Source organism: Streptomyces sp. NPDC031445, from assembly GCF_055581365.1.
Window position 1 is genome coordinate 15,056 of sequence record NZ_JBVIJO010000020.1, and the last position, 25,673, is coordinate 40,728.

A 25,673-nucleotide genomic window follows, 5' to 3' on the forward strand; every position below is an offset into this window, starting at 1 on the left:
TCAGAAATGCCCATTCTATCCGCAGCACACGAACTCATCGACTCCGACGTGTACGTCGACCTCTATTCCGTGCTGCGGCGCAGACTGTACATGAAATGTGAAGGCTTCAACTTCGGCGGTTCCCTCAAACTCCGTGCCGCTGTGTCCATGGTGTCGGCGGCCGAGCGCGATGGTCTCGTCAAAGACGACTCGATCCTCGTGGAGTCGAGTTCCGGGAACCTGGGCGTCGCGCTGAGCGTAGTGGCGGCCGGCAAGGGATTGCGCTTCATCTGTGTAACGGACCCGCGCTGCAACCAAGCGACCGTGAAGATGATGCGCGCGCTCGGCACGGAAGTCGTGGTCGTCGAAGAGCAACACCCCACAGGCGGGTTCCTGCGGGCCCGGAAGGATTATGTGGGGCGCCTTTGCAACGAGGATCCCCGCTGCGTGTGGCTCAACCAGTACACCAACGATGCCCACTGGCAGGCCCATTACGAGACGACAGCCCCAGGCATCGCCAAGCAACTGCCCGATCTTGACGTCCTGTTCGTCGGGGTCGGCACGGGCGGTACCGCCATGGGCTGCGCGCGCTACTTCCGGGACAACGGCGCTTCCGTGCGGGTCGTCGGCGTGGACGCCGTGGGTTCGGTCACGTTCGGGACACCGTCGGCGGCTCGCTACATCCCCGGACTCGGATCCAGTGAGCGCCCCCCGCTCGTCGACCCTTCCTTGATCGACGACGTCGTGCACGTCACGGAGGCCGACACGGTCCGCATGTGCCGCATGCTGTCCCGGCACGGCTACCTGCTCGGCGGGTCCAGCGGGACGGTGTTGAGCGGTGCCAAGGACTGGCTCGAGCGCAATGATCCGGACGGACGGCTCACGACCGTGATGATCTCGCCCGACATGGGCGAGCGCTATATCGACACGATCTACAACGACGCGTGGGTGCGCGATCACATCGGCGAGGACTCGCCGCACCCCGAGGGCCAGAGAAAGGACAACGGCCTGTGAACGCTTTCGAATCACCGTCCTTCGCGGTCATCCCAGGCGCTTCGGTGCAGCGGACGCTGGCCGGGCGCGAACGGGAGGTCATCGACCTGGTCGAAAGGGCCTACAGACAGCATGCGGCGGGCACCACGGTCAATCCGCCCTCCTACTTCCTGCGCTTTCCCGATCGGCCGGACTGCCGGATCATCGCGCTGCCCGCGAGTGTGGGAGGCGACGTCAACACCGCCGGGCTGAAGTGGATCTCCAGCTTCCCGGAGAACGTCCAGGCGGGACTGCCCCGTGCCTCGGCCGTGCTGATCCTCAACGACCTCACCACCGGCTATCCGTACGCCTGTCTGGAGAGTTCCGTCATCAGCGCGAGCCGCACCGCCGCGTCGGCCGCGCTGGCCGCCGTCACCCTGGGACGCGGCCGACACTCGCTCGGCCGGGTGGGCTTCATCGGCACCGGACTGATAGCCCGCTACATCCACACCTACCTGGCCGCCGCCGACTGGCCGTTCGAGCGGATCCAGGTGTACGACACGTCCGCGCAGCGCGCCGGCGTCTTCGCGGATCGCCTGCGTGACACCACGGACGCTGTCACTGAGGTGTGCGCCAGCACGGAGGAACTGATCCGGTCCAGCGACGTCGTCGTGTTCGCCACGACAGCCGGAACACCGCACGTCACCGACCCCGCCTGGTTCGACCACGCACCGCTGGTCCTGCACATCTCGTTGCGGGACGTGTCACCGGAGGTGGTGCTCGCCTCGACGAACATCGTCGACGACGTCGAGCACTGTCTCAAGGCGAACACTTCGGTCCACCTCACCGAACAGCGCACGGGCAAGCGGGACTTCGTGCACGGAACCCTGCACGACGTACTCACCGGGGCCGTTGAACCGCCCGCCGACCGGACCGTGCTGTTCTCACCGTTCGGTCTCGGCGTGCTGGATCTCGCACTGGGCTCGTACGTCTACCGGGAGTGCCTGCGCAGTGGCGACGCCTCACTCGTCGACGGTTTCTTCAGCGAACTGGACACGCTGACCCACACCACTCGTCTCGCAGCGGAAGGCGCCACGCCATCGTGACCAGGACCACACAGGAGCCGGGCGGAACCGGCGTGCGCGATCTCGTTCCCTCGCTCGGCACCCTGCGGATCTCCCCGGCCGAAGCCCGGCTCGCCGTACAGCTCGGCTTGCGTCGCGGCACCCCGGACGAGCTCCCGGCCGAGGTGGGTGACACGGTCGCGGGGCACGTGTCGAAGTGGGCCGATGCTACTCCCGACGCCCCGGCGGTGACCGGGGCCACCGGGGACCTCACCTACCGGGAGCTGGCGCTCAGGGTGGCGGCGGTCTCTGCCTGGCTGACGGAGCGCGGTCTGCGTCCGGACACCGTGGTCGCGGCCACCGGGCCCCGCAGCGCGGACTCGGTGATCGTGTTCCTGGCACTGGAGAGCCTGGGCATCGCGTACGTGCCGCTGGACGCGAGCTGGCCGGCCGACAGGGCGACTGATGTCATCCGGCGCAGCGGCGCGTGCCGACTGCTCTCCTACCACCGGTCTCCCGCGGCGAAGGACCTCGCCGAGGCCGCGGCGCACGCGGCCGAGGCCACCGGTGTACCGCTGGTGGAGCTGCCGGAGCCCGGGAGCCTCGTCGACGCCGTGCGGCCCGCGACTCTGCGGGCGCGGTGCGAGGATCCCGGCGAGCCCCGCTACGCCTACTTCACCTCCGGGACCACGGGAGTCCCCAAGGGCGCCCTGATGGAACACCGGGGTATGGTGAACCATCTGCTGGCGAAGATCGTGGACCTGGAACTGAACCAGGCGGATGTGGTGGCCCTGACCGCGCCGCTCACCTTCGACATCGCCCTCTGGCAGATGACGGCCGCCCTGTTGACCGGCGGATGTGTCGCGGTGTTCGACGACCGGGACATGGCCTTCCCCCGATCCCTCGTCAGGCGGCTCGGGGAACGGAGGGTCACCGTCGTGGAGCTGGTGCCGACCGTCCTGGAGTGGCTGGCGGAGGCCGGAGCCCGGCAGGACACAGGGCTCCACCGCCTGCGCTGTCTGGTCTCCACCGGGGAGGAACTGACTCCGCAGCTGGCGGGGCGGCTGCTGTCCGCGCTGCCGACGGCGAAGCTGATCAACGCCTACGGGTTCACGGAGACCTCAGACGACGTGACCCACCACGCGGTGCGGCCGGCCGACCTCGCCGCACCGCGGCTGCCGGTGGGCTGCCCTGTGCTCAACACCGTGCTGTACGTGCTGGTCGCCAACGGCGAGGCGGAGCACGAGTGGCGGGCCGCGCGTCCCGGTGAGAGCGGCGAGCTGTTCGTCGGCGGACTGCCGCCGGGGATCGGCTACCTCGGTGACGTCCGGGCCACCCGGGGTGCCTTCTTCCCCGACGTACTGGATCCCCACTCCCCGACCGGCCGCCTGTACCGCAGCGGGGACAGCGTGCTGGTCGAGGACGGGCTCGTGCGTTACCTCGGCCGGCTGGACCGCCAGGTCAAGGTGGCCGGGGTGCGTATGGAACTCGGCGAGATCGAGGCCACGTTGCGCCAGCACGAGGCGGTGGCGGACTGCGCCGTCGTGACGGTCGACGGCACGGTGGACGGCACCGGCCGGGAACTGGTGGGGCACCTGGTCCTGCGGGAGAACAGCCCGGCGGTGGAGGAGCTGCACGCCTTTCTGAGCGCGCGCCTTCCCTCCGCCATGGTTCCGCGTCGCTGGCGCACGCACGCCGATCTTCCCGTCACCGCCAACGGGAAGACCGACGTCCGGGCCCTTGCGGAACTCGCCATGAATGACGAGTGAGCGTGAAGCGTCGCTGACGAGGGGTACGCCGGCGCCGCACCGGTTGCCGGCAACTGGAACGCGAACGACCCCGGTGGCCCTCGGGCCGCCGGGGTCGGCCCGGCTCCCGGCGGTCACACGGCCCTGCCGTCCCGAGGCCGGCGGCTCACACCAGTCCTTCGTTCATCGCGATGATCACGGCGGTCGTCCGGTTCGGTGCACCCAGCTTCAGCATCACTGCCCCCACCAGCCGCTTCACGCCATGGGCGGAGATCGCGAGAGCTTTCGCTATCTGCTTGTTGCTGTAACCATGGGCGAGCAGATCCAGAGTCTCCTTCTCCCGGGCAGTGAGCACGACCGAGGAGCCCGCGACCGCGCTCTGTCTGCGGCCACCGCCCGCCAGTAACTGCCGTGCCAGTTTCGCGGGCATGGGCAGCTCTCCCGCTACGACACGTTCCAGGACCGTCCTGACGGACGAGACGGTCGCGTCGGCCATCGATATGACGCCGTCGCACGGCACGTCTCCGTGGAGGCCGACGTCCCTGCTGGAGTCGTCGTCATCGACGAGCACGACGAAGGGACGCCTCTCTTGCGGGAAGGACGCGGTCGCCAGCCTCCGGCACTCCGGTGGCGTGGCGAGGAGGACACGTGCCTGCCCCGGCCGGTCGTCCGCCGCTTCCAGCACCTCGGCTTCGCTCACCAGCGCGACCTCGGGGATGTGTGAAAGCAGCGCCTTGAATCCCCAGCGCATCACTTCGCTTCCCACCGAGACCGCAACCTGATACGTCTCGATTCCGGTGTGTGTTCCTGACGATGGCATGTGCCCTCCTTCTCCGCTGTCCAGCTCGCGGGTTCGTCACGCGTTGGAGCCTGGTTCGCCACAGATGGCGGGTGGCCGGGGAGCAGGCACGCACCCGGAGCGGCCGATCGTGCCGGACGAGGGCCGCGAGAGTGCTGCCGACTGCTTTGGCCATGGTGACGTGTCCGCGCCGCGCCGCACTCCGCCGCCGCGGGTGCTCTCGTACGACCGCGCCGGCCTCACGCCCCGGCGGGCGACCAGGTAAGTGGGTGGTCCGTGAAGTCACGGACGAGCGCGTAGCGCACGCGCTCTTCCGGATGGTGCGACGGCCCCTGCGGTCACTCGTCGGCTGCAGCCGGGAGCGACGGTCCGGCCGTCGAAGAGCGTGTCCGCCCCGTCCACGCCCGGACGCGCGGTCCCGAGCACCCGCTGGGACCGCGCGTGACCCGGCCGCATCGGACACGATCTCGGCTGCGGGGCGGGAGGCCCGGTCACAGTAGCGGGTACCTGAGCGGAACGCGTCTTGGACGCACCGCGATCCAGGGCCATGAGCGGGGCCGCCGCGTCCGGGATGGGAACCGGGCCCCGCTCGGGGAGCGTTTGACTCAGCACGGTGACCACCGTAGGTGCCGTGCGGAACCCTCCGGGAATCGGCAGTTCCGGATCGTGACGTCCACAATTCCCGTGCCGTTACCGGGGTTCCCCGTGGTCCCACACCATGGTCGACTCGCGTTGCCAGGCGGTTACCCCGAGACGCCGCCACGCTTCCCGGACGCGTACCGTGCGGCCTCGGACGCTGCCCGGACAGCGACGGTCGGCGCCGCCTCGATCCCGGTTGCGGAAAACAGAAAACCCCGGAAGGTCGACACGTGGGCTGTTTGGCGCGTCAAGTAACCTCACGGTCACCAACCTCGGCCTGCCGCCCAGGTCTTTACGTACCGCGCCGATCCGCCGGTGCAGAGTGCGGAGAGGATCCACCATGCCGTCATGAGACACCGCGCCCCCAGGCCCGCATGCCGCACAGTGCGACGCGGGCTCAGCGTCCGGATGAGCGGTCCCAGGCATCACCGGCTGTCGGCCGACAGCCTCGGTCGTGGTGCCGCGCACCGCTCCGGGATCGCAACCACCGGCCCGTTCGGTGGCTCGGATGGGAGACACATGGCGGGCAAGACGGACAGTGAGGTGTCGTGAACTTCGAACTGCTCGGCCCACTCCAGGTATCCGTGGGCGGCGCTCCCGTCCCGCTGGGTGGAGTGATCAAGCGAAGAGTGGTCGCATACTTGCTGCTCCACGCCAATCGTGTCGTGTCCACCCGGAGACTGCTCGTCGCGCTGTGGCCAGAGGACACGCCTCCCACCGCACGGAAGATGGTGCAGAACGCCGTGGGTGCCCTGCGCCGTACGCTGGCGTCCGCCGACCCGGACGGCAGGGTGAAGCTGCTGACCCGCACGCCCGGGTACGAGCTGCGCGTCGCCCCGGAGACCGTCGACCTGTTCCGCTTCCAGAACGCCGTGGAACAGGGCCGGACCCACCTGACCGCCGGCTCTCACGAGTCGGCGGCACGGGTGCTGCGGGAGGCACTCGGACTGTGGCGCGGCCCCGCGCTCGTCGATCTCGCGGAGGACGGCCTGCGCTGGACCGAGCTGGATCATCTGGAGAGCGAGCGTCTCAGCGCATTGGAGGATCTTTTCGAGGCCGAACTCGGACGTGGCAGACACACGGACGTGCTGGGCGAACTCCAGTCGGCCGTTGCCGCACAGCCCACACGGGAGCGGCTGTGCGGCCAGCTCATGCTGGCGCTGTACCGCAGTGGCAGGCAGACCGATGCGCTCGCCGTCTACCAGCGGATACGGGGTGACCTGGTCGAGCAGTACGGCCTGGAGCCCTCACGGGCGCTGCAGAGACTCGAGCGGGCGATACTCGACCAGGCGCCCGAACTGGAGCCACCGTCGCGGCCGGTCGTGGACACAGCCCTCGTCGAGGGACCTCGGACCGGCGCGGCACGCCCGAGAGAGACGGCGCGCCACAGACGGGCAGCCTTACCCCGTGCCGGTGCGGTTCACGCGTCCCATACGACCGAGTCGCAGCAAAGTGGTGGGCACAGCGAGTCGGGGCTCACCCCTGTGGCCGCGGTCGTCCCCCTTCCGCACACGGCGAGGCGATCGGTGCCGGAACGCACACGCCTCAGCATGGTGCTGGTGTGGGCCGGCGGTGACGTACCCGATCAGGACCCACCCGCGATCGAGGACGTGATGCGGACCGTCGAGGCGGTGGTGCACCAGGAGTGCGAGCGGTACGGAGGGCGAATCGGCAGAGCGATGGAGCCGGTCTTCTCAGCGCTGTTCGGCGCTGCCGGCCCGTACGAAGACCATGCCACCCGAGCGGTGAAGGCGGCCTTAGCCATGCGAGACCGGCTTCACCACCCCACCGGACGCGAAACGTGGACCGCCGGAACCCGCACGCGCCTCCGCGTCGCCGTGGCGACGGGCGAGGCGTGCCTGCTCTTCCGCCCCGGACAGCCGGACCGTCCCGTCGTGGTCGGCGAGGTGTCGGACCGGTGTCTCCAGCTCCTGGCGCTGACTCCGGGGGATCAGGTACGCGTATGTGAAAGCACCCGCCGGGCCAGCGAGCCGTACATCGCCTACCACATCGGTCCCGAGCCCCCCGAGGGGTGGAAGGCGGTCGCCCTTCGCACGCCGGACAGACTGGCATCCCTCTACGAGTCCTGAAGCCGCACGGATTGCACACTTTCGTGAAGGATGTCAGCACGACAAGAGCGGCCTGCTCTGCACAGGGGCGGCAACCACAGCGTGCAGTCGCATACCATCTTGCGAGATACCTCACCGCTCCAGAGCAGGGCGACACCGGCCAAGGGGGGATCGTGACTCACATCAATGTGTCCGTGCTGGGGCCGTTACACGTATACCGGGGCGATACGGAAGTCAACTTGGGCGGGCCACAGCTCCAGGCCATGTTCTGCGCACTGCTGTTCCGTGCCGGCCGATCCGCGACCGCCGTGGACCTGGTGGAAGCACTGTGGGGCACGGACGAACCGGCCTCGGCCGTCACCACGTTGCGTACGTATGCCTGGCGGCTGCGCAAGGTACTGGAGGCGAACGGCACCTTTCCACGCATCCTGGTATCGGTCGGGGACGGTTACCAGCTCCAGGTGCCCGACACACATATCGACTACTGCCAGGCGGAGGGCTACTCCCGCACGGCGGAGCGGGCCCGGCGCGCGGATGACGCCGGCCGTGCCTACGAAGCGGTCGAGAGCGCACTCGCACTGTGGCGGGGGGAGCCTCTCGCGGCAATCCCCGGTCCGTTCGCAGCCGGCCAGCGACACCGGCTCAACGAACTGCGTCTGTCGCTGGTGGAAGAACGCATCGACTTGGGGCTCGGCCTCGGGCTCGACAGGGGATACGTCTCCGAGCTGCACTCGTTGATCGACCAGCACCCCCTCAGGGAACGGCTCTACTGTCTGCTGATGCGTGCCCAGCAGTTGGCCGGACGGCGGGCGGAAGCGCTGACGACGTACCGCGATGCGCGCAAGGTGCTCATCGACGAGTTGGGGGTCGAGCCCGGCTCCGAGCTGGCGGAGCTGCACCAGCGCATATTGAACGGCGACCCCGGACTCGCCCCGGCTCTCCAAACCGTCAACGGTGCGCGGTATCCGCGGGGTGCCGTGCTCCCGGCGGCTTCCGCCGGCTTGGCCCTCCCGCAGCAGAAGACGGTTGACACCCCCGCCGCGCGACGGGAGCCCAGGCAACTGCCTCCCCAGCCGAGCGACTTCGTCGGCCGGTCTCATCTGTCGACGACGCTCGCTTCCGCGCTGACCGTCGCGAAGCGCTCCGCCCTGCCCGTCGTCGTCCTCGTAGGCATGGGAGGTGTCGGGAAGTCCGCTCTCGCCCTTCACGTGGCGCACAAGGTGCGTGACACATATCCGGACGGCCAACTGTACGCGGAACTGCAGTCCGGCGACGGTTCCGCGGTCAGACCCGACACCGTCCTGGCCGGCTTCCTCACGTCGCTCGGTGTGCGGCAGGAGCACATGCCGGGAACGCTGACGGAGCGGACAGCACTCTTCCGGACCATGATCGATCACCGGCGCGTCCTGATCGTCCTGGACGGCGTCCAGGCAGCGAGCCAGGTCCGGCCGCTGCTACCGGGCGAAGCGAACTGCGGAGTCCTCATCACCAGCCGTGCCCGCCTGGGCGGCTTGCCCGCGGCCCTCCAGGCGGAGCTGGGAGTGTTCCACCCGGCCGAGGCACTCGACTTCATGGCGCGCGCCATCGGCGCCGAACGCGTCGCGGCCGAGAGGGACGCCACGCTGCAACTCATGGAGTCGTGTGGGTTCCTGCCGCTCGCCGTCAGGATCGTGGCCGCCCGGCTGGCCGCACGCCCCTCCTGGTCCATCGCGTCACTCGCCGCCCGTGTCAGTGACGAGCAGAGACGGATCAACGAACTCAGAATCGGTGACGAGGCCGTCGCCACCGCGTTCGACGTCACCTTCAGGCAGCTCACCGAGCAGCAGACCCGGGGCCTGTGCCTGCTGTCGTCCATATCGAGCCCGGAGCTCTCGCTCTCCTGCGCGGCCGCGGTGCTGGACTGTGAAGAGGTGGCTGCCGAGGAGCTGCTGGAATCCCTCGTGGACGCGGCGATGCTGGAATCCCCCTGTGCCGGCAGGTACCGCTTCCACAGCTTGCTGCGTTCGTTCGCCCGGCACAAAAGACCCGCGGGCACCGAGCAGACAGCGGTACGCAGGCTCCTTGACCACCTCGTAGCCACAGCGGTGAACGCGTTCGGCTTGGCCACTGTCGACCCCGTACGGGAAGCACTGACGCGAAGCCCGGTCTCCGGCCGGCGATTCGCCACGGTGGGGGGAGCTCGCGTCTGGGCGGGGGAAGAAGGAGAGACCATACTTTCGCTGGCCGCGCAGGTCGCTCGGGGAGTGCTGACAGACTCCCTGAGGAGCGACCAGGGTGAGGCCCCTGGCGCCCTGCTCGCGTCAGCCGTCGACATGCTCATCGCCTTGAGCGCTTTTCAGTCCGACGTCGGCGTCGGCGCCTGGGCAGAAGTCACGGAACTGCTGTCCGTCACGGCGATGCGATGCGGGGACAAGAAGGCGGAAGGACGTGCCCGATTCCTGGAAGGCACGATCGCCCTCGCCACGAGCAGGTTCGCACGGGCACGTGAGCAGGCGGCCCTCGCCGTCCAGCTCTGCCGTGAGTCGGGTGACATGGCGATCCTCCGCCAGGCGCTCAACGACCGGGCTCTTGAGCTGCAGATGCGCGGGAGCTTCGCGCAAGCTGTTCACCACTATGACGAGGCGATCGCCATCGCCCGGCGCCTGGGGCATCGCAACGGTGAGATCACCACCACGCTGAACAGTGCGCTCCTGCACGTCAACATGGGCGAGATCGATACGGCGATAGGCATCTGCCAGGACATCCTGTCCGGATCGACGGCACTGCGGGATTCCGCGACCGCCTACGCCTACTACATCCTCGGACTCGCCCACCACACGATCGGCGACCTGACGCGGGCCGTCGAGTGGCAGGAAAAGGCGCTGGCGGTGTCCCTCGCGGCGCGTCTGCGAAGACGAGAGGCGCAGGCGCGCTTCCGTCTCGCCGACTCCCTACGGGCGTTGGGGGATCTGGAACGCGCACTGGACGAGGCCACGCTCGGCGTCCGTCTCTGCGAGCGAGCCGGTAACCTGCGCAACCACAATCAGGCCCTGATGGTGCTCGGTCACATCCAGTTGTCCCTCGGCCGAACCGAGGAGGCTCGTGCCAATCTCACCCAGGCGCACAAGTCCTTGAGCGCGTTGGACGTGCCCGAGGCCGAGCGGACGGCTCGCTTGCTGGAACAGATCGCCGCCCCCCTCGCCTTCCGTGAGTCGCCATGACACCGTTCGGCTTCACTCACGAGACGCCACGACGAAGAGGTTGGCACCCCGCGCTCCCGCGTCGGGGTCGATCAGCAGTTCGGTCTCCATGGCGAGAACTTGCTGGAAGAAAGCCTCGTCCCGCAGGAACTCCTCGACGGATCCGGACGATTCCGTGGAGGCGCCCGGCGGGGTGGGATAAATGAGGCAAGGGAAACCGATCAGCACATCGACGGTGAGTTGTGATGCCGTGTGCAGCATGCGTATCTCACCTGGCGTGAAGAGGTGCCCGTAGGGCGCGTCACTGGCTTCCCAGGAGAACCCGCACAGGCTCCTGCGGGCCCGTTCCGCGTTTCCGACGGCCAGGTCTCCGCAGGCGGCGTGCCAGCGGCTGGGCAGCACGGATACCATCAAGCCTCGGTCCGACAGCAACGGGACGAGGGACCCGAGAACGAGTTCCGGCGAGTGAAAGAATCCCAGGAGATGATGGTTATTGATGATCAGGTCGAACGTCATCCCGGCGACCAGTTCTCCCGCCGCGTCGACATCACCGCGAACGTGTCGGACGCGGTCGGTGTATCCGCGCTCGCGTGCCCGTTCCTCGGCACGGTCCACCATCCCCGGGCTCACGTCGAGCAGGACGCCTGAGCAGTCCGGACGTGCGGTGACGAGCAGCTCCGTCCAGCGCCCCGTCCCCCCTCCGACGTCGAGGAAGGTAAACCCGTCGGGAAGCCGCGAGATGACGGACAGATGCAAGGACTCGGCGAGCAGGGCGTCCGTCAACTTGCCGTAGGGTCCGCGCGCGTCCGCGTCGTAGCCAGCCGCTTTCGCCTCGAAATAACGTCTGGCATGCGCTAACTGATTGAAGATCATCCTATCCGTCACTGCCCCCTCCCGAGCGCCGGGACGAATCCTTGGGCATGCCCGCTGCGCAATCAAACCTATCTCGCCTCGACTGAGCGCGCAATCCTCCTTCTTAAATTGGCAATTGCGCAGCTCAGGGTGGCAGGGCATCCATCGCGTTGGTACGGTTCAACGTATTCCACATCGCCTATGGGTGGTCAGCCCGGCCATCTCGGCCCCGACGACACGGTACGGATGGCCGACCAGGGGCGCTTGGGCGCGTGCCGTCCTGTCGGCACAAGTGAAAACCGCGTTTCGCCTTTCGACAGCATGAAGGGAATCGTATTCACCGTGGAACGTGTCGTCGTGGTGTCGGATTGCACGGATGTCGCCTTTTTGGAGTTACGATCCGTGATTCTGGGAGCTGCGCGAGCCGAGGTCCCGCCGGCCGACGTACAGATTGATCCACTAGTGGCAGCCGAACCGTTCTCCGTCGTGAACGCGGCGTTCCTGACCCGCCTGGTCGCGGAGTTCGCCTGGCCGGGCACCGTGATCATGTGTGTCGTCAACAGTATCCGTGTGCGTACGGAGCGGCTGGTCGTGCGAACCGCCCGGCAGGAGCTTTTGCTTGTCGGGGCGAACACAGGGGCCCTAGGGTGGCTGGCGTCCGACTTCGGGGTGGCCGAATGCGTCGAGATACCGGATCCGGGCTATGTGCCATTCGGGGGGAAGTACGTGCATGCCCCTGCCGTGGGCGCGCTGGTACGCGGTGTTCCACTGGCCGATCTGGGCAAACCGTTCTCCCCCGAGCGAATCCGTCCCACTCCCCTGTCGGAGGGGCTGATCGTCCACGTGGACAATTTCGGCAACGCCAAGTTCCTGTGCTCCATGGACGACCTGTGTCCCGGCGAACGGCTCCGGGTCGAGGCGGGTGGACGGTACATCGAGGCAACCTACGGGGAGCGGATGATGGACTTCGATGACGGCTCCTGGGTGGTCTATCCGGGCAGCTCTCTCGGCCTGCATGAGATCGGCCGGGTGAGATGGCAGGGCGTCCCGGCTGTTGGCTGGGAGGTCGGCACATCCTTGCGGTTGCGGCGACTCTGACCGACACGCGACGGCTCCGACGCGGATACCCGGTTACGGCTCCCCGGACCTGCGCCATGTGGTCGCGGACGGCACCTCCGAAGGTCCCCTCACCGACCGGGGACGGCGAGGGGTCCCGTACCGGTCACCGCACCCTCGGTGCGACGCGGCTCTGACGTGCCGTGTCCCGCCCTCCCGGCCGACGCCGTACCGCCCGCGCTGCCAGCCGCCGATCGTGCGCCGAGAGTTCACACAGCCGGATGAGACGTCCGGCCACCGCATCCAGCAGCATCTCCCCGTGCTGCACCGTCCAGCCCTCCGGCAACAGGGCCATGGGTACGCCCAACTCCCGGCACAGGGCCGCGGAATGCGACAGCACGTTGCCACGGCGCACGAGGATCCCGCCCACGTCCCGCAGGCCCCTCAGTTCCGCGGCGGTCGGCATCGCATCGAGAACGACCAGCTTCCCCGGGCCTGTGGCACCCTCCCCGACCGTACTCAGGACCCCGATCGCATACCCCCGTGACAACGGCGTGACCCGCACCCCACCGGCGCACGACGCGGGCCGCAGCCGGGCCGGCGGAAGCGGGAAAGCCGACGCGACGATGTCTCGGGACTGGAACACCCACAGAGCGTTCTCCTCCAATCCCCACTCGACATCCTGCGGTCTGCCGAACATGTCCTCCAGAACGACGGCCAGCCGGGTCAGCAGGGCAGGCAGACCGCTGCCGTGCGCGATGGTCCATGACTGTGATCCGCGCGGCACCACAGGCCGGCCTGGGGTGGGAAGCACCCATGCGTGTTCGGCGCCGAGCCCCGCGACAACAGGCGTACCCAGCCCGCGGGACGCCTCCACACGCACGGCGGGCCCGTCCGAGAAGGGGTCCTGGGTGTACAGGACCCCTGACATGGAACACTCCGCCATGCGCTGCACCACCACGTGCATCACGGGCTGCCGGGTGTCTCCCAGCAGCTGCCGGTACGCTTCGGCGTCGGCCGCGTGCAGCGCCGCACGCACCCGGCCCACAGCCTCCACGATCTCATGGGGTGTCCGACGGTTCAGATAAGAGTCGTACACGCCGGGCGCGGCAGCCAGGGGGCTGTCCTCGCCCGCGGCGGAACTGCGTACGACCACGGCCGCTCCCTCGCGGAAGGCGACGGAGAGGAGTTCTCGCGCGTCGGCCAGGAGTTCTTCCGTACTCGACGTTTCGAGTACGGCGTGCGTCAGCACGTACGCCTCGGGCACCGGCAGGCCTGCTCGCAGCAGCGCCCGCAGCCGTTCGGCCTTGCCGCCCAGGAAACCCTCGCAATGCTCCAGCGGCCGGAAGTACCGTAACCCGGCGCCGTGACCGTCCACGCTTCTGTCCCTTCCATGACAAGCGATCCCGACCACCCCTATGATGCACCGGCCCCTGCCGGCTCATCGTGGCGATGCCATCCTCACGCCGGCACCGGCTGGTTGTTGGTCTGGGTGGTGGAACTCGCGGGGACTCGCGACGTGCCGCGGGGGCGGGTACGCATCCGCTGGGTGAGACTGGAAGCGTGAGCACCAGTAGCGAGCGGCCGGTGAGTGCTGAGCAGATCCACGCGGCGCTGGTCGCTCTGGCGGCTGAGCCGGAGCCGGAGCCGAAGAAGCGACCCGAGGGGCCGCGGGAAGAGGAGCGCCTGCGGTTGCTGGGGAGTCTGCTGGCGAAGACGGAGCTGGAGATCACCGTCGCGACCCGGCTGACCGAGGAAGGGGAGATCGAGGACGTCCTTGAGACGTTGCTCGGTTGGGGGGAGCGGTTGGGAAGGAACCCCGACCTCGCGGTCAACGTCCTGACGAACCGCCTGCAGCGCACCGCGGTGCAGGTCTCCGAACCCGAGGGGGAGGACCTGCCACCCGGTCGGGAATCCGCCTTCGCCGCGGTCATGACAGCGGTGTACGCGCTCGGCGCCCAGCTGCACGCGGACCGTGACGACGAGGAGGGAACCCGACGTGCCTTGAGCGGGGCGGAAGAAGCCCTGATCGACATCCTGCAAGGGATGCATGAGCTGCGGGTGGCCATCGGTGACGCGGCCGGGCCGGCGGACGAGGGCGACAGCTGACCCGCTGGGAGCGCGCGGGCACCCACTTCCCCGTCGTGTTCGCCGGCGTCGGCAGGTGAACGCGGACCCGGCGGATACCTGGCGACCTTCCGAACGGGTGTGCCGCACCACCGACCGTCAAGGACCCAGGAGAGAGGCGACACGGCGCCCCACTATGCCCAAGGCCTCAGGACGTGTCATGTCGTCATGTGAGCCGGGCACCGGGTGGTCGACCACGGTCCCCGAGACATGATCCTGCCATGCGCCGGCGATCGGTGCGCTCTCGGGACGTTCCTCGCTCGCGGTGAAGAACACGAGGTCCCCCACGAACCGCGCGGGCACGAATTGCGCCAGGAGCCGTAGGTTGCGGCCATACGTCCTCACGGCGGCCTGGATCTCGTCGTTCGCCAGACCACTGAGGTCCGAGGTGATGCGGTCGGTGTAGTCCCTGACCGACTCCGGGCCCTGCGGCAACGGGCCGAGCGCGGAAGGGGGATAGGCGTCCATCAGGGCCAGTAGCCCCACCTCTTCGCCACTCACCTGCAGGGCGGTGGCCATGGCGTGGGCGACGATCCCGCCGAACGACCATCCCAGCAGGTAGTAGGGTCCGCTCGGCTGCACCGAGCGAACCTGGGTCAGGTAGTCGTCCGCCATCTCCTCCACGCTCTCGGGCAGCCCCGTGGAACAGCGCAGGCTACGGGCCTGCAGACCGTACAGCGGCCGGTCAGCGGTCAGATGCGCCGCGAGTCCGGCGTACGACCAGCTGATGCCGGACCCGGGGTGTACGCAGAACAGCGGGGGCCGCGTACCGCCCGGGCTCAGGGGCAGCAGCACACTGAGCGGATCCGACCCACCGCCCAGAGCGGACCGTTGCGCGAGCCCCGCCGCGGTGGGCGCCTCGAACACGTCCCGGATGGTCAGTGCGGTGGGGGCCACCGCCCGCAAGCGATTGAGCAGGACAGCCGCCGTCAGCGAGTCGCCGCCGAGGTCGAAGAAGGAATCGTCGACCCCGGCCCCAGGGAGACCGAGTACTTCTGCCATCAACTGAACCAGCAGACCCTCGCCCGGCGTACGCGGTGGGCTATGCGACGCCCGTGCGGAGAGATCCGGGACGGGGAGCCTGCCGACATCCAGTTTGCCGTGGGGTGTGAGCGGCAGCTCGTCCAGTACGGCGAACGCGGTGGGCACGGCGGCGGCGGGCAGCACGGAGCCCAGGGCGGAGCGCAGTCGGGCCGTGTCGATCGTTCCGCCCGGTACGGGAACGGCGTACCCCACCAGGCGTCCGATCCCGGCGGCATCCTCGCGCACCGTCACCGCGGCGTGCGCGACGCCGGGTTGAGCGGCCAGAGCCGCCTGCACCTCACCGATTTCGACCCGGTGGCCGCGGATCTTCACCTGCTGGTCCGAGCGGCGGACGAATTCCAGTTCGCCGTCTTCGTTCCACCGGACGACGTCTCCGGTGCGGTACATACGTGTCCCGCCGTCCTCGAAGGGATTGGCCACGAAGCGTTCGGCTGTGCCGACCGCCTGCTCGTGGTACCCGCGGGCGAGACCGGCTCCGGCGATGTGGAGTTCGCCGGCCGTTCCCACCGGAACCGGCCGCAGGTGGCCGTCGAGCACGTAGACGCGTGTGTTGGCGAGGGGCCGGCCGATGGGGGGAACGGAGCCGTCACGCCGAGCTTCGAGGCGGGCTGCCGTCGACCACACGGTCGTCTCGGTGGGGCCGTACAGGTTCAGGACGGGGCCGAGGGCCCGCAGCCGCGCCGCGGTGGTGGCCTGCAGCGGCTCTCCACCGACCAGGACACGCAGCCCTCGTGGAACGACCGTGTCCTCGGACACGACCGCCATGAGCGACTGCCACAGCGAGGGCGTGGCCTGCATGACGGTGGCACCGGTGGTGTTCAGAATGCCGATCAGGGCGTGGGGATCGCGGACCACGTCCCTGCCGGCGAGAACTACCCGGGCGCCGTGCAGCAGGGGCAGATGGATCTCGAGAACGGCGATGTCGAACGCCACCGTGGTGATGGCGACGAGCACGTCATCGGGGGTGAGCGAGACCCGCGTCTCCAGGTCGGCCAGGAGGTTGGTCAGACCGGCGTGCGGGATGACGACGCCCTTCGGGCGCCCTGTGGATCCGGACGTGTAGATGACGTACGCCGGGTGTGCGGGCAACAGGGCCCCCCGCCGGTCGGCGTCCGTGAGGTCGCTGCCGCTGTGGCACCCCAGTTCTCGTCGCGTTCCCGCGTGGTCGAGGGACACGATCCGCCACGTGCCGGCGCCCGTGGGAACCACCTGGCGAACCGCGTCGTTGGTGATCAGCAGGGCGGGAGCCGCATCAAGGAGTATTCCGGTGATGCGCTCAGCCGGGTGGTCGGAGTCGATCGGCAGATAGGCGGCGCCTGCCTTGAGGACGGCGAGCATGGACACCACGACGTCCACACCGCGCGGCAACACGATGGCGACCACGGTTTCCGCGGCAGCGCCGTGCGCGATCAGCAGCCTAGCCAATCGGTTCGCACGGGCGTTCAGATCGCCGTACGACACGTTCTCGCCCTCGTATGTGAGAGCCGTGGCGTGCGGGGTCTTCGCGACCTGGTTCTGGAACAGCTCCGGCAGCAGGACCGACGGCACTCGCCGTTCCGTGTGGTTCCGCAGCTTCAGCTGCTGTTGTTCCGGGACGGACAGCAGCGTGGCGGCGCCGTGCCGGCTGTCCGGCTGGTAGGCCATCTCCGCCAGGGCCGCGAGGTAGTAGCCGTGGATGAGTTCGATCCGCTCGCGGGAGAATTCGCGTGCGTCATAGCGCAGTTCGAGGCTCAGCCCGCCGTCGTCGGGGGCCGCCCGGAATTCCGCACGGAACGGCAGCCGGGTCTCCACGGCGCGCCGTGCGTCCACCGCCTCGACGCCGTCCGCGCTGGTGCTGCCACGTTCGTCGCGGGACCGGCTGTAGGTGAAGGTCGTTTCGAACAGCTTCGGCTGCCCCGCCACACGGAGCACTTCCTCCATGGGCAAGCTGCGGCGGGCGTGGATCTCGCCGTCGAGGGCCGCCGTCCCGCGTACCAGGTCTGCCCAGCTGCCGTCCCGCCGAGGCATGCGCATGGGCAGTGTGCGGGGGAGGTCATGGACCACGTGGTCGCCCCGCGGCCCTGGCACCGGGCCGTCGACAACGACTCCTGTCCACACGTCGTCGGTGCCGGCCACCAGGGCCATCACGCGCAGGTGCGAGGTGAGCAGGAAAGCGCGTACCGGTATGTCCCATCTCCCGGCGAGCAGGCGCAGGCGCTCCTGTACCGCTTCGGGGACCGGGCCTCCGACGCATCCGTCACCGGTGTGACCAGGGAGCTGCCGCCGCTGACGGGGCAGGGCGGTGAATTGTGCCTCGCGCAGCCGGTGTGCCCAGAAGTCGTGGTCGGTGGGGTGGGCGCAGGACCCGAGAGAGGGCGTAGCGCCGATGCTCTGGTCCGTGGTCTTCCGGCAGGGGCCGTCGTCACCCAGGATGCCGATCCGTCCCAGGGCCAGGTCGGGAGCGGTCACGAAGGCGTCGAGACAGCGTTCCAGCTCCGTGGCCCAATGCCGGACGTGCGTGGGCGCGAAGACATCGGGGCGGTAGTTCAGCCACAGCCGGAGCCGGTCTCCGGGATAAGCCACCAGGCTGAGCGGGTAGTGCATGCTGCCTGACGTGTTCGTCTCCGCGCGGACACGGAACTCCACGCCGGTGTCGCTGACCCAGGCGTCACCGCTTGCGGGCAGGTTCTCGAAGACCGCTGTGGTGTCGAAGAGCTTGCCGAGTCCCGCGAGACGCTGGACTTCCGCCAGTCCCAGGAACTGGTGGGGCAGCAGGTCGGCCGCCGCGCTCTGCATGCGCCGGAGGGTGTCCGTCGCCGATGCCGCCGGGTCCAGGGTGACCCGCACGGGGAGGGTGTTCATCAGCAGCCCCACCATGCCGGCCACGCCGTCGATCTCCGGAGGGCGCCCGGACACCGTCGTTCCGAAGACGACGTCCCGGTGCCCCGTCATCCGGCTGAGCACCACCGCCCAGGCGCCCTGGACCAATGTGTTGACCGTCACATCCAGTCTGCGGGCCGTGGCCGTCAGCGCCTCGGTGAATTCCCGCGAGAGTTCGATCACTTCCCGCTCCGGAACCGCGGGTATCCGGTCGATGTCCCGCGCGGCCACCAGAGTCGGCTCTTCCAGGCCACGCAGGTACCCTCGCCATGCCGCTGCTGCCGCGGCGCGGTCCCGCTCGGCCAGCCACTCGATGTACCTCTGGAACGAGGGGGGCTGGGGCGGTGCCACGGTCTCACCGGGTCCGCCCTGCCCATAGAGTTCCACGAGGTCCCCAAGCACGATGGGAAGGGACCAGCCGTCCAGCAGGACGTGGTGCACGGTGAACGTGAGCGTGTGCGTCACATCGTCGAGCCGGGCCAGAGTGAAGCGCACCAGCGGAGGCGCCGCCATGTCGAACCTGCGCTCACGGTCCTCCGTCTCGATGCGCGTGAGGCACTCCGACTGGTCTTCCGCACCCAGATGCCGCAGATCCACCTCCGCCCAGGGGAGTTCGACGTCCTTCGGAACGACCTGGACCGTCTGGCCCGACGCGCGCTGCAGGAAGCCGGCGCGCAGAGCCGGATGGCGGCGCAGAAGCGCTGCGGCGGCCGTTTTCATCCGATCGACCTGGAGATCGCCCCGGATGGTGATCGTCGTCTGGACGACGTAGACGTCCACGGACGACTCGGCGACGAGAGCGTGGTAAAGCATTCCCTCTTGGAGGGGGCAGAGCGGAAGTACTGATTCGATTTCGAGCTGCATTCTTTCACCGGCCGTCCGGGATACGTTGCGGGGCGGGCTCCGCCGCCGACGCGAGTACGGCGGAGCGGGAAGCTGTCGCGCGCTGGGACGCGAGCAGTGCCTCAGCCGCCCATTTCGATCTCCGCGAGCAGATCGTCGACGCCCTGGTCCTCCTCCGGGTGCTCCCTCAGCCTGGCGATCTTCTCCACCAACTCGTGCAGAGAGGCGTCTTGGACCAGGAACTCGATGGGGACGTCGACCCCGATCGACTCCTGGATCCTGCTCGCCAGGTGCACCGCGCTCAAGGAGTCACCTCCCAGGTCGAGGAAAGACGACCCGAACCTGTCCTGATCGGCGCCCAGGGCCTCCTGCAGGAGTTCGCCGATACGGATCCGGAGCGATTCACCGGAATCACCCCGCTGCCCCGCTCGGCTCGGGCCCGGCACACCAGAGGGGCTCAGCGGGCCACCGTCCGGTGCGGCCGCGTCCGTCGTGGGCCGGGGCCCCGGTCTCAGGGCACCCTGATGAGTTCCGTCGAAGACGTACCCGGGCAGATGAGCCCTCTTCGCATCCGTCGCGGTCAGGGCCGGCCAGTCGATCCGCCCTCCGCTCAGCCAGACCTCACCCAAGGCCGACAAGGTGATCGCCGCCTCGTCGGCCGCACCGAGAGCGGCGTGCACGGGCAGACCGGCGTCGCCGGCCACCGGTTCGTCGGTCACGGGCACGTCAGGCCCCATGCGCACCACCGGACCGTCGAAGGTCCGGACCGCCTGCCTCAACGCCTCGTCCGACCGGACGGTGGTCCGCAGCTGCTCACGCCAGTGGCGGGCGGTGGCCAGGCGCTGCGCATCGACCAGCCCTCCGGAGACCGCGGAGACGTAAGGCAGCGAGGGCCGACGGGGGCCTGTGGCCGCCACGACCGCCTCGAAGTCGTCGAGGATCCTGTCCATCGTCGAGGAGTGCGGTGCGTAGCGTGTGTCGACGAGTCCGCAGGCCACGCCGGCTTTCGCCAGTCGGTCGGCGACCTGATCCACCGCGGCTGCCGGGCCGGAGAGCACACACCCGTGCCGGCCGTGGGAGACTGCCAGTGAGACACCGTCGGACAGCAGCCCGGTCACCTCGGATTCGGGCATCGCGACGGTGAGCATCCGCCCCGCTTCGGTACGGCCGACCAGTCCGGCTTGCGCGACCACCAGGTCCAGGGCCTGCTCGCGGGTGAAAACCCCGGCCAGCACCGCAGCCGCGTACTCCCCCAGCCCTTGGCCCACCACCGCCGCGGGGATGCCGACCCAGCTCGTCCACAGAGTGGATACCGCGTACTGGGTGCTGAACACGGACGCGTGCCGCAGGCTCATCGTCCTCGCGGGATCATCGCGTGTTCCCGCGTCGTGCCGCCACGCCCGCGCTTCCAGCCCATGGCGCCGCGCGAGGTACTCGGCGCACTCCTCCAGGGCGTCACGGAAGACGGGGAACCTCCGGTGCATCTCCTCGCCCATGCTCCGGTACCACGCCTGCCCATCGGGGAAGAGGAAGATCGGCGCATCCAGGGCATCGACGGTCCGGAGGTGATCCGACCCGGCGAGCTTTCCGAACCCCTCGGCGGCTCGCAGCGGATCGTCAGCGACGACGAACCCCCGGACGCCCAGTTCGGATCGGCCCGTTTGCAATGTCCGGGCGGCGTCCGCGAGCAGGGCCCGGTCCGGGCCGCGGAAGTACCTGCTCAGCGCCTCGGCACCCGCTCGGAAGCTGCGTTCGGTCCGGGCCGACAGCGGGAGGAGCTGTGCCTCGGTGCGGGCGTCGGCGGCTTCCGCCCGGTCCGGCGCCTCCTCCAGAACCACGTGTACGTTCGTTCCGCCCATTCCCACCGACGTCACACCGGCCATGCGCCGGGACCGCTCGGGGCGTGGCCAAGGGGCCGCTTCTTCCACCACATGGAACGGAGTCTTCTCCAGCTCCAGTTCCGGATTGGGCCGGGAGAAGTTGGCGGTGGGCACGTATTGCCCGTGCTTCATCATGAGAACGGTCTTCAGCAGACCCGAGATCCCCGCCGCGGCGTCCAGGTGACCGATGTTCGACTTCACCGAGCCGATCGCGCAGCGTGCCGTCTCGTCCGACGCGGTGGCGAACGCGGCGGTCGCGGCCTTGATCTCGATCTGGTCGCCCAGTGCGGTGCCGGTGCCGTGCATCTCGATGTACTGGATGTCCTGCGGTTTTACCCGCGCTGCGGCCAGGGCCTCGACCATCGCATGCGTCTGTCCCTCGATTCCGGGCGCCGTCATGCTGATCTTGGCGACCCCGTCGTTGGTCACCGCGGAGCCTCGGATCAGCGCGTGGACGGTGTCCTCGTCGCGGAGCGCGTCCTCATACCTGCGCAGGACGACAAGGCCGACCCCGTTGCCGGGCAGGGTGCCACCGGAGTGTTCGTCGAAGGGCCGGCAGCGGCCGTCCGGGGAGAAGATCCCGCCCGCCCGGTAGAGGTATCCGCGCTTGGCGGTCGTGTCCACGGTGACCCCGCCCGCCAGAGCCAGGGAGCACTCCCCCAGGAGCAGGCTCTGAACCGCCAGGTGGACCGCCGTCAGGGAGGTGGAGCAGGCGGTCTGCACCGCCATGCTCGGCCCGCGCAGGCCCAACCGGTAGGAGATCCAGGAGGCCAGGAAGTCCTTGTCGGTGAGCAGTCTGACCTGCGTCCTTCCCAGCGTCTCCACCAGGTGCGCGTCCGCTTGGGCGGCGATCGCGTGCTCGCTCAGACCGCCGCCGACGTACACACCGGTTGTCTCCGGCACCTGCAACGGGTTGTAGCCCGCGTCTTCCAGGGCCGACCAGGCCGTTTCCAGCAACAACCGGTGCTGGGGATCGAGCACGGCGGCGTCCCGGGGGCTGAAGCCGAACAGTTCCGCCTCGAAGCGGTCCGCATCGGTGAGCACACCCTTCGACGGCACGTAGTCGTCCTTGGCGAGGCCGGCGCGGTCGGCACCGTCTTCGACGAGTTCCTGTCGTGTGAAGTCGGTGATGGAACACACGCCGTCGCGCAGGTTCTCCCAGAACTGCCCGAGGTTCTCGGCGCCCGGGAAACGCCCGCTCATTCCGACGATCGCTATGGTCGACGAGAGGTCGCTGTCGGTCATCGGGACTCCTTTCCATCCGTGTCCTTGGACCGCCGGTCCCGCAGCCGCCTCAGACGCCTGTGCCGGTCCTCGCCGCGTGTGGCGGGATCACCACTGTCCGGAGGAACGGCGGGGCCGGGGCCGCCTTGGAGGCGGGACGCCAGCGCGGCGACCGTCGGGAAACCGAACATGTCGGTGAGTGTCAGACCTGTGCCCAGCCCTTTTTCACTGAGCCTCGCGTGGACGGCGATCATCCGGACGGAGTTGCCGCCCAGGTCGTAGAACGTGTCGTGGACGCCCACCGTGTCGATGTGCAGAACCTCGGCCCAGACCTCGGCCAGCAGCCGTTCGGTCTCGGTGCGGGGCGCCACGTAGACCTGCCCGGTGCTGGGTCTGTCCCGGTGCGGCGCGGGGAGCGCGGCCCGGTCCACCTTGCCCGCCGCCGTGGTGGGGATCGATTCCACCGCCACGAACACCTCGGGCACCATGTAGGAAGGCAGGTGCTCGCGCAGCCAGGTCCGCAGTACGCCGTCAGCGGGTGGCGCCGCCGGAGTCCCGTCCACAGGACCGGCTCCTCTGACATGGGCCACCAACCGCGCGTCCCCCTGTCCCTCCTGGGGGCGGGCGGAGACCACTGCCCGGCTGATCCCCGGATGGGCGCACAGCATCTGCTCGATCTCACCCGTCTCGATCCGGAAGCCGCGTATCTTCACCTGGCCGTCGCTACGGCCGACGAACTCCAGAGCGCCCTCCGCGTTCCGGCGCACCAGGTCACCCGTGCGGTACATACGTTCACCGAGTGGGCCGAAACGATCCGCGACGAATCGCTCCGCCGTGAGCCCTGGGCGTCCGGCATAACCGCGGGCCACCCCGGTGCCGGCGATGAACAGTTCGCCCACCACGCCGGCCGGTACCGGTTCCAAGCGGCTGTCCAGCACGTACGTCCGGGTGTTGGGGAACGGGAAACCGAGCAAGGGCGCCGATCCAGGGCGGTACTCCGCGAGTGTGGAGAGCACGGTGCATTCCGTCGGCCCGTAAACGGCCACCACGCGGCGGTCCGCGGCCCAGGGTCGCACCAGGTCCGCGCCGAAGTGTTCGCCCCCCACATGGACGGTCCGCAGTTCAGGCAGGGCCCCCGGGAACCATGGGAGCGAAGCGAGGGCGGCGGGAGGGAGCATCACGGATGTGATCCGGGATGCTCGGAGACGGTCGAAGAGTTCCCGGCCCATGCGCTCCTCGCCGGTGGCGATCTGGAGGTAGCCGCCCGCCATCCAGGTGAAGAACATGTCGCCGATCGACATGTCGAAACTGAAGGAGGAGAACTGCAACAGCCGGTCGGCCGGCGTCATGCCGAAGCGACGGCCCTGGACCACGGCGAGGTTGAGCAGCGACCGGTGTTCCACCGCCACACCCTTGGGCCGGCCCGTGGAGCCCGATGTGAAGATCACGTAGGCCAGATCGGACCCGCACACCCGTGGCAGGGCTGCCTCCCGGGCCCCGCGGATCGCGGGTGCGTCAGCCCCGTCCAGGACGGCGAGCCGCGCTGGACGGAACACCCCCTCGGGCAGTCCGGCGAGCGTGGCGATGTCGGACACCACGACGCTCGCGCCGCTGTCGGCGATCATCGCCCCCATCCGGCGCGCTGGAAGCCTCGGGTCCAGCGGGAGGTAGGCGGCACCCGACTTGAGCACTGCCCACACCGCGACGGCGGCCTCGACCGTACGGCCGAGGCACACTCCCACGACATCACCACGGGTCACTCCGGCGTCGTGCAGGAACCAGGCGAGCCGGTCGGAGCGTTCGCGCAGGTCTCCGTACGAGAGGACCACGTCTCCACAGCCGACGGCGGGCCGGTCCGGTTCGACTCCCGTACCCAGCAGCTCATGCACCGCGGCAGGAGGCAGGGGCTCCTCGCCCGCACTGCCGCGGGCCAGAGCCAGGGCGCGTTCCCCGGCGTCCAGGAGCCCGACCTCTCCCACGACGGTTCCGTGCGCCGACAGCCCCTCCAGCGCGCCGCGCAGCCATTCGAGGGCGCGGTTCAGGATCGCGTCGGGGAACAGGTCGGCGTGTCCCTGCAGCCGGGCCTCGATGCCCCGTTCGGTGTCGTAGAGGTCCAGTACCAGAGGGACGGCGTGCTGCTGGATCAGCTGGTAGCGGCGCGGCACCGGGCCGTGGCCCTGCCGGTCGACTTGTTCGTGCACCGGATAGGGCAGCCATTGGACCACGGTGGAGAAGGGCCCGCCCACCAGGCTCTGGTCGAGATCGGCCAGCAACGAGTCGGTGGACACGGCCAGGTAGGGTCTCCGGCTCCGCTCGTTACGGCGGATGGACCGCAGCCACTCGTCGACCGGCGTCGCGTAGGGAACCGTGATCCGAAGGGGGACTATCTTGACAGCCGGGCCGGCCATCTCGCCCTCTCGGTCGCGATCGCGGGTGCTCAGGGGGCAGCCGAGCACCACGTCGCCCTCCATCCCGCAGCGGTTGAGCACCAGCGCCCACGCCGCGTAGAACAACGTGGTCGTCGTCACGCCGCAGTCGGCGGCGCGGGCGGCCAGCCGGCCGGACAACTCGGCGGGCACCTGCCACCAGGCCGTGCTGCTCCCCCGGTTCCGTCTGCTCGCCGCGCCCGTGTGGCCCCGCGCGAAGGGCACGGGTTCGACTCTTGAGATGCCTGACATGTACTCGTTCCAGAACGCCACCGCGGCCGGACCGGGCGGATTCCCCGCCAGAGCGTTGGCGTGGTGGCCGAAGCTCAGCGCGGGGCGGTCCTCAGCCGGTTCTCCGCGTCCGCTGAGCACCTCGTCGTACCGGCGGAAGACATCAGCGAGCACCACGATCGACGACACCGCGTCCACCAGGAGGTGGTGTACCGTCCAGACCATGCTTCCGTGACCGTCGGCCTCTTCGAGCCAGGTCACCCGCCATGCCGGTTCGTGCAGCAGATCGAAGGCCCGTTGACGGTCCCGGGTCAGCAGCGCTTCGAGCCGAGCGTCGGCGTCCGCCTCGACGTTGTCGTCCAGCGGTACACGTTTCATCGAGAAGCGTGTCTCCGCGGCGATGTGATGAACCCACCGGCCGTCCTGGAACCCACACGTGCTGCGCAGGATGGGGTGTCTGGCGGCGGCATGTCGCCAGCCTTCCGCCAGCGCCTCCACCTGCACGGGAGTGTCGAAACGGTACACGTGCTGGACGTATTCGACGCCGGCCCCATGGGTCGAGTCGACCACCATCAGGGACACTTGGAACGGCGTCAGGGGATACGTCTCGACGATGCCCAGCTCCTCCGTGTCGATCACGGTCTGGTCCTTTCCCTCTCGGTATTCGTGCGAAGGATCCGGG

At 69.0% G+C, this 25,673-nt stretch carries 13 protein-coding genes; 7 read left to right on the forward strand and 6 right to left on the reverse strand.

What is annotated here, in order from left to right:
* The first annotated feature begins 6 nt into the window (after positions 1-6).
* From sbnA to ACZ5DC_RS36970, 3 genes are read left to right on the forward strand one after another with little or no spacing between them, the layout of a single operon-like run.
* Positions 7-993, forward strand: a complete 987-nt coding sequence (gene sbnA, locus ACZ5DC_RS36960) for a 2,3-diaminopropionate biosynthesis protein SbnA (RefSeq protein ID WP_468660242.1) — start codon at positions 7-9, stop codon at positions 991-993.
* A complete protein-coding gene (gene sbnB, locus ACZ5DC_RS36965) occupies positions 990-2,057 on the forward strand; it encodes a 2,3-diaminopropionate biosynthesis protein SbnB (RefSeq protein WP_468660244.1) in 1,068 nt (355 codons plus the stop codon). The genes sbnA and sbnB overlap by 4 nt, the downstream gene beginning before the upstream one ends.
* Entirely contained in the window at positions 2,054-3,784 is a 1,731-nt protein-coding gene (locus tag ACZ5DC_RS36970; protein ID WP_468660246.1) for an amino acid adenylation domain-containing protein, read from the forward strand. Before sbnB ends, ACZ5DC_RS36970 begins: the two co-directional genes overlap by 4 nt.
* Before the next feature lie 145 nt (positions 3,785-3,929).
* On the opposite strand, the gene ACZ5DC_RS36975 is transcribed toward ACZ5DC_RS36970, so the two are convergent.
* Complete coding sequence (locus tag ACZ5DC_RS36975) at positions 3,930-4,583, reverse strand: helix-turn-helix transcriptional regulator (RefSeq protein WP_468660248.1); 654 nt, start codon at positions 4,581-4,583, stop codon at positions 3,930-3,932.
* A gap of 1,247 nt (positions 4,584-5,830) precedes the next feature.
* On the opposite strand from ACZ5DC_RS36975, the gene ACZ5DC_RS36980 reads away from it, so the two are divergent.
* Both ACZ5DC_RS36980 and ACZ5DC_RS36985 read left to right on the forward strand, forming a co-directional pair.
* Positions 5,831-7,291 carry a BTAD domain-containing putative transcriptional regulator gene (locus tag ACZ5DC_RS36980; protein WP_468660250.1) on the forward strand — a complete coding sequence of 487 codons (1,461 nt, stop codon included), beginning with the start codon at positions 5,831-5,833 and terminating at the stop codon, positions 7,289-7,291.
* Positions 7,292-7,443: 152 nt separating this feature from the next.
* A complete protein-coding gene (locus ACZ5DC_RS36985) occupies positions 7,444-10,470 on the forward strand; it encodes an AfsR/SARP family transcriptional regulator (RefSeq protein ID WP_468660252.1) in 3,027 nt (1,008 codons plus the stop codon).
* Between the two features lie 12 nt (positions 10,471-10,482).
* On the opposite strand, the gene ACZ5DC_RS36990 is transcribed toward ACZ5DC_RS36985, so the two are convergent.
* Positions 10,483-11,322, reverse strand: a complete 840-nt coding sequence (locus ACZ5DC_RS36990) for a class I SAM-dependent methyltransferase (protein ID WP_468660254.1) — start codon at positions 11,320-11,322, stop codon at positions 10,483-10,485.
* Positions 11,323-11,547: 225 nt separating this feature from the next.
* Between ACZ5DC_RS36990 and ACZ5DC_RS36995 the strand changes: the two genes are divergently transcribed.
* Positions 11,548-12,399, forward strand: coding sequence for an SAM-dependent chlorinase/fluorinase (locus tag ACZ5DC_RS36995; RefSeq protein ID WP_468660256.1), 852 nt, complete (start codon positions 11,548-11,550; stop codon positions 12,397-12,399).
* Between the two features lie 124 nt (positions 12,400-12,523).
* On the opposite strand, the gene ACZ5DC_RS37000 is transcribed toward ACZ5DC_RS36995, so the two are convergent.
* On the reverse strand, positions 12,524-13,735 hold the full coding sequence (locus tag ACZ5DC_RS37000) for a PEP/pyruvate-binding domain-containing protein (RefSeq protein WP_468660258.1): 1,212 nt from the start codon (positions 13,733-13,735) through the stop codon (positions 12,524-12,526).
* Between the two features lie 185 nt (positions 13,736-13,920).
* Here ACZ5DC_RS37000 and ACZ5DC_RS37005 point away from each other — a divergent pair, with 185 nt between their 5' ends.
* Complete coding sequence (locus tag ACZ5DC_RS37005) at positions 13,921-14,466, forward strand: hypothetical protein (RefSeq protein ID WP_468660260.1); 546 nt, start codon at positions 13,921-13,923, stop codon at positions 14,464-14,466.
* A 117-nt stretch (positions 14,467-14,583) separates the two neighbouring features.
* On the opposite strand, the gene ACZ5DC_RS37010 is transcribed toward ACZ5DC_RS37005, so the two are convergent.
* The 3 genes from ACZ5DC_RS37010 to ACZ5DC_RS37020 form a co-directional block, all read right to left on the reverse strand.
* The gene (locus ACZ5DC_RS37010; RefSeq protein ID WP_468660262.1) at positions 14,584-19,251 is read right to left on the reverse strand and encodes an amino acid adenylation domain-containing protein; all 4,668 of its coding nucleotides are present in this window, start codon (positions 19,249-19,251) and stop codon (positions 14,584-14,586) included.
* 101 nt (positions 19,252-19,352) lie between these two features.
* Entirely contained in the window at positions 19,353-22,355 is a 3,003-nt protein-coding gene (locus ACZ5DC_RS37015) for a type I polyketide synthase (RefSeq protein ID WP_468660264.1), read from the reverse strand.
* Positions 22,352-25,630, reverse strand: coding sequence for a non-ribosomal peptide synthetase (locus ACZ5DC_RS37020; protein ID WP_468660266.1), 3,279 nt, complete (start codon positions 25,628-25,630; stop codon positions 22,352-22,354). The genes ACZ5DC_RS37015 and ACZ5DC_RS37020 overlap by 4 nt, the downstream gene beginning before the upstream one ends.
* Between the last annotated feature and the right edge of the window lie 43 nt (positions 25,631-25,673).

Bases quoted from the DNA above. Each gene is read 5' to 3' on its own strand.
- ACZ5DC_RS36995 (WP_468660256.1), top strand. From the start codon at position 11,548: ATGGCCGACCAGGGGCGCTTGGGCGCGTGCCGTCCTGTCGGCACAAGT.
- sbnA (WP_468660242.1), top strand. From the start codon at position 7: ATGCCCATTCTATCCGCAGCACACGAACTCATCGACTCCGACGTGTAC.
- ACZ5DC_RS37015 (WP_468660264.1), bottom strand. From the start codon at position 22,355: ATGACCGACAGCGACCTCTCGTCGACCATAGCGATCGTCGGAATGAGC.
- ACZ5DC_RS36975 (WP_468660248.1), bottom strand. From the start codon at position 4,583: ATGCCATCGTCAGGAACACACACCGGAATCGAGACGTATCAGGTTGCG.
- ACZ5DC_RS37010 (WP_468660262.1), bottom strand. From the start codon at position 19,251: ATGCAGCTCGAAATCGAATCAGTACTTCCGCTCTGCCCCCTCCAAGAG.
- ACZ5DC_RS36990 (WP_468660254.1), bottom strand. From the start codon at position 11,322: ATGATCTTCAATCAGTTAGCGCATGCCAGACGTTATTTCGAGGCGAAA.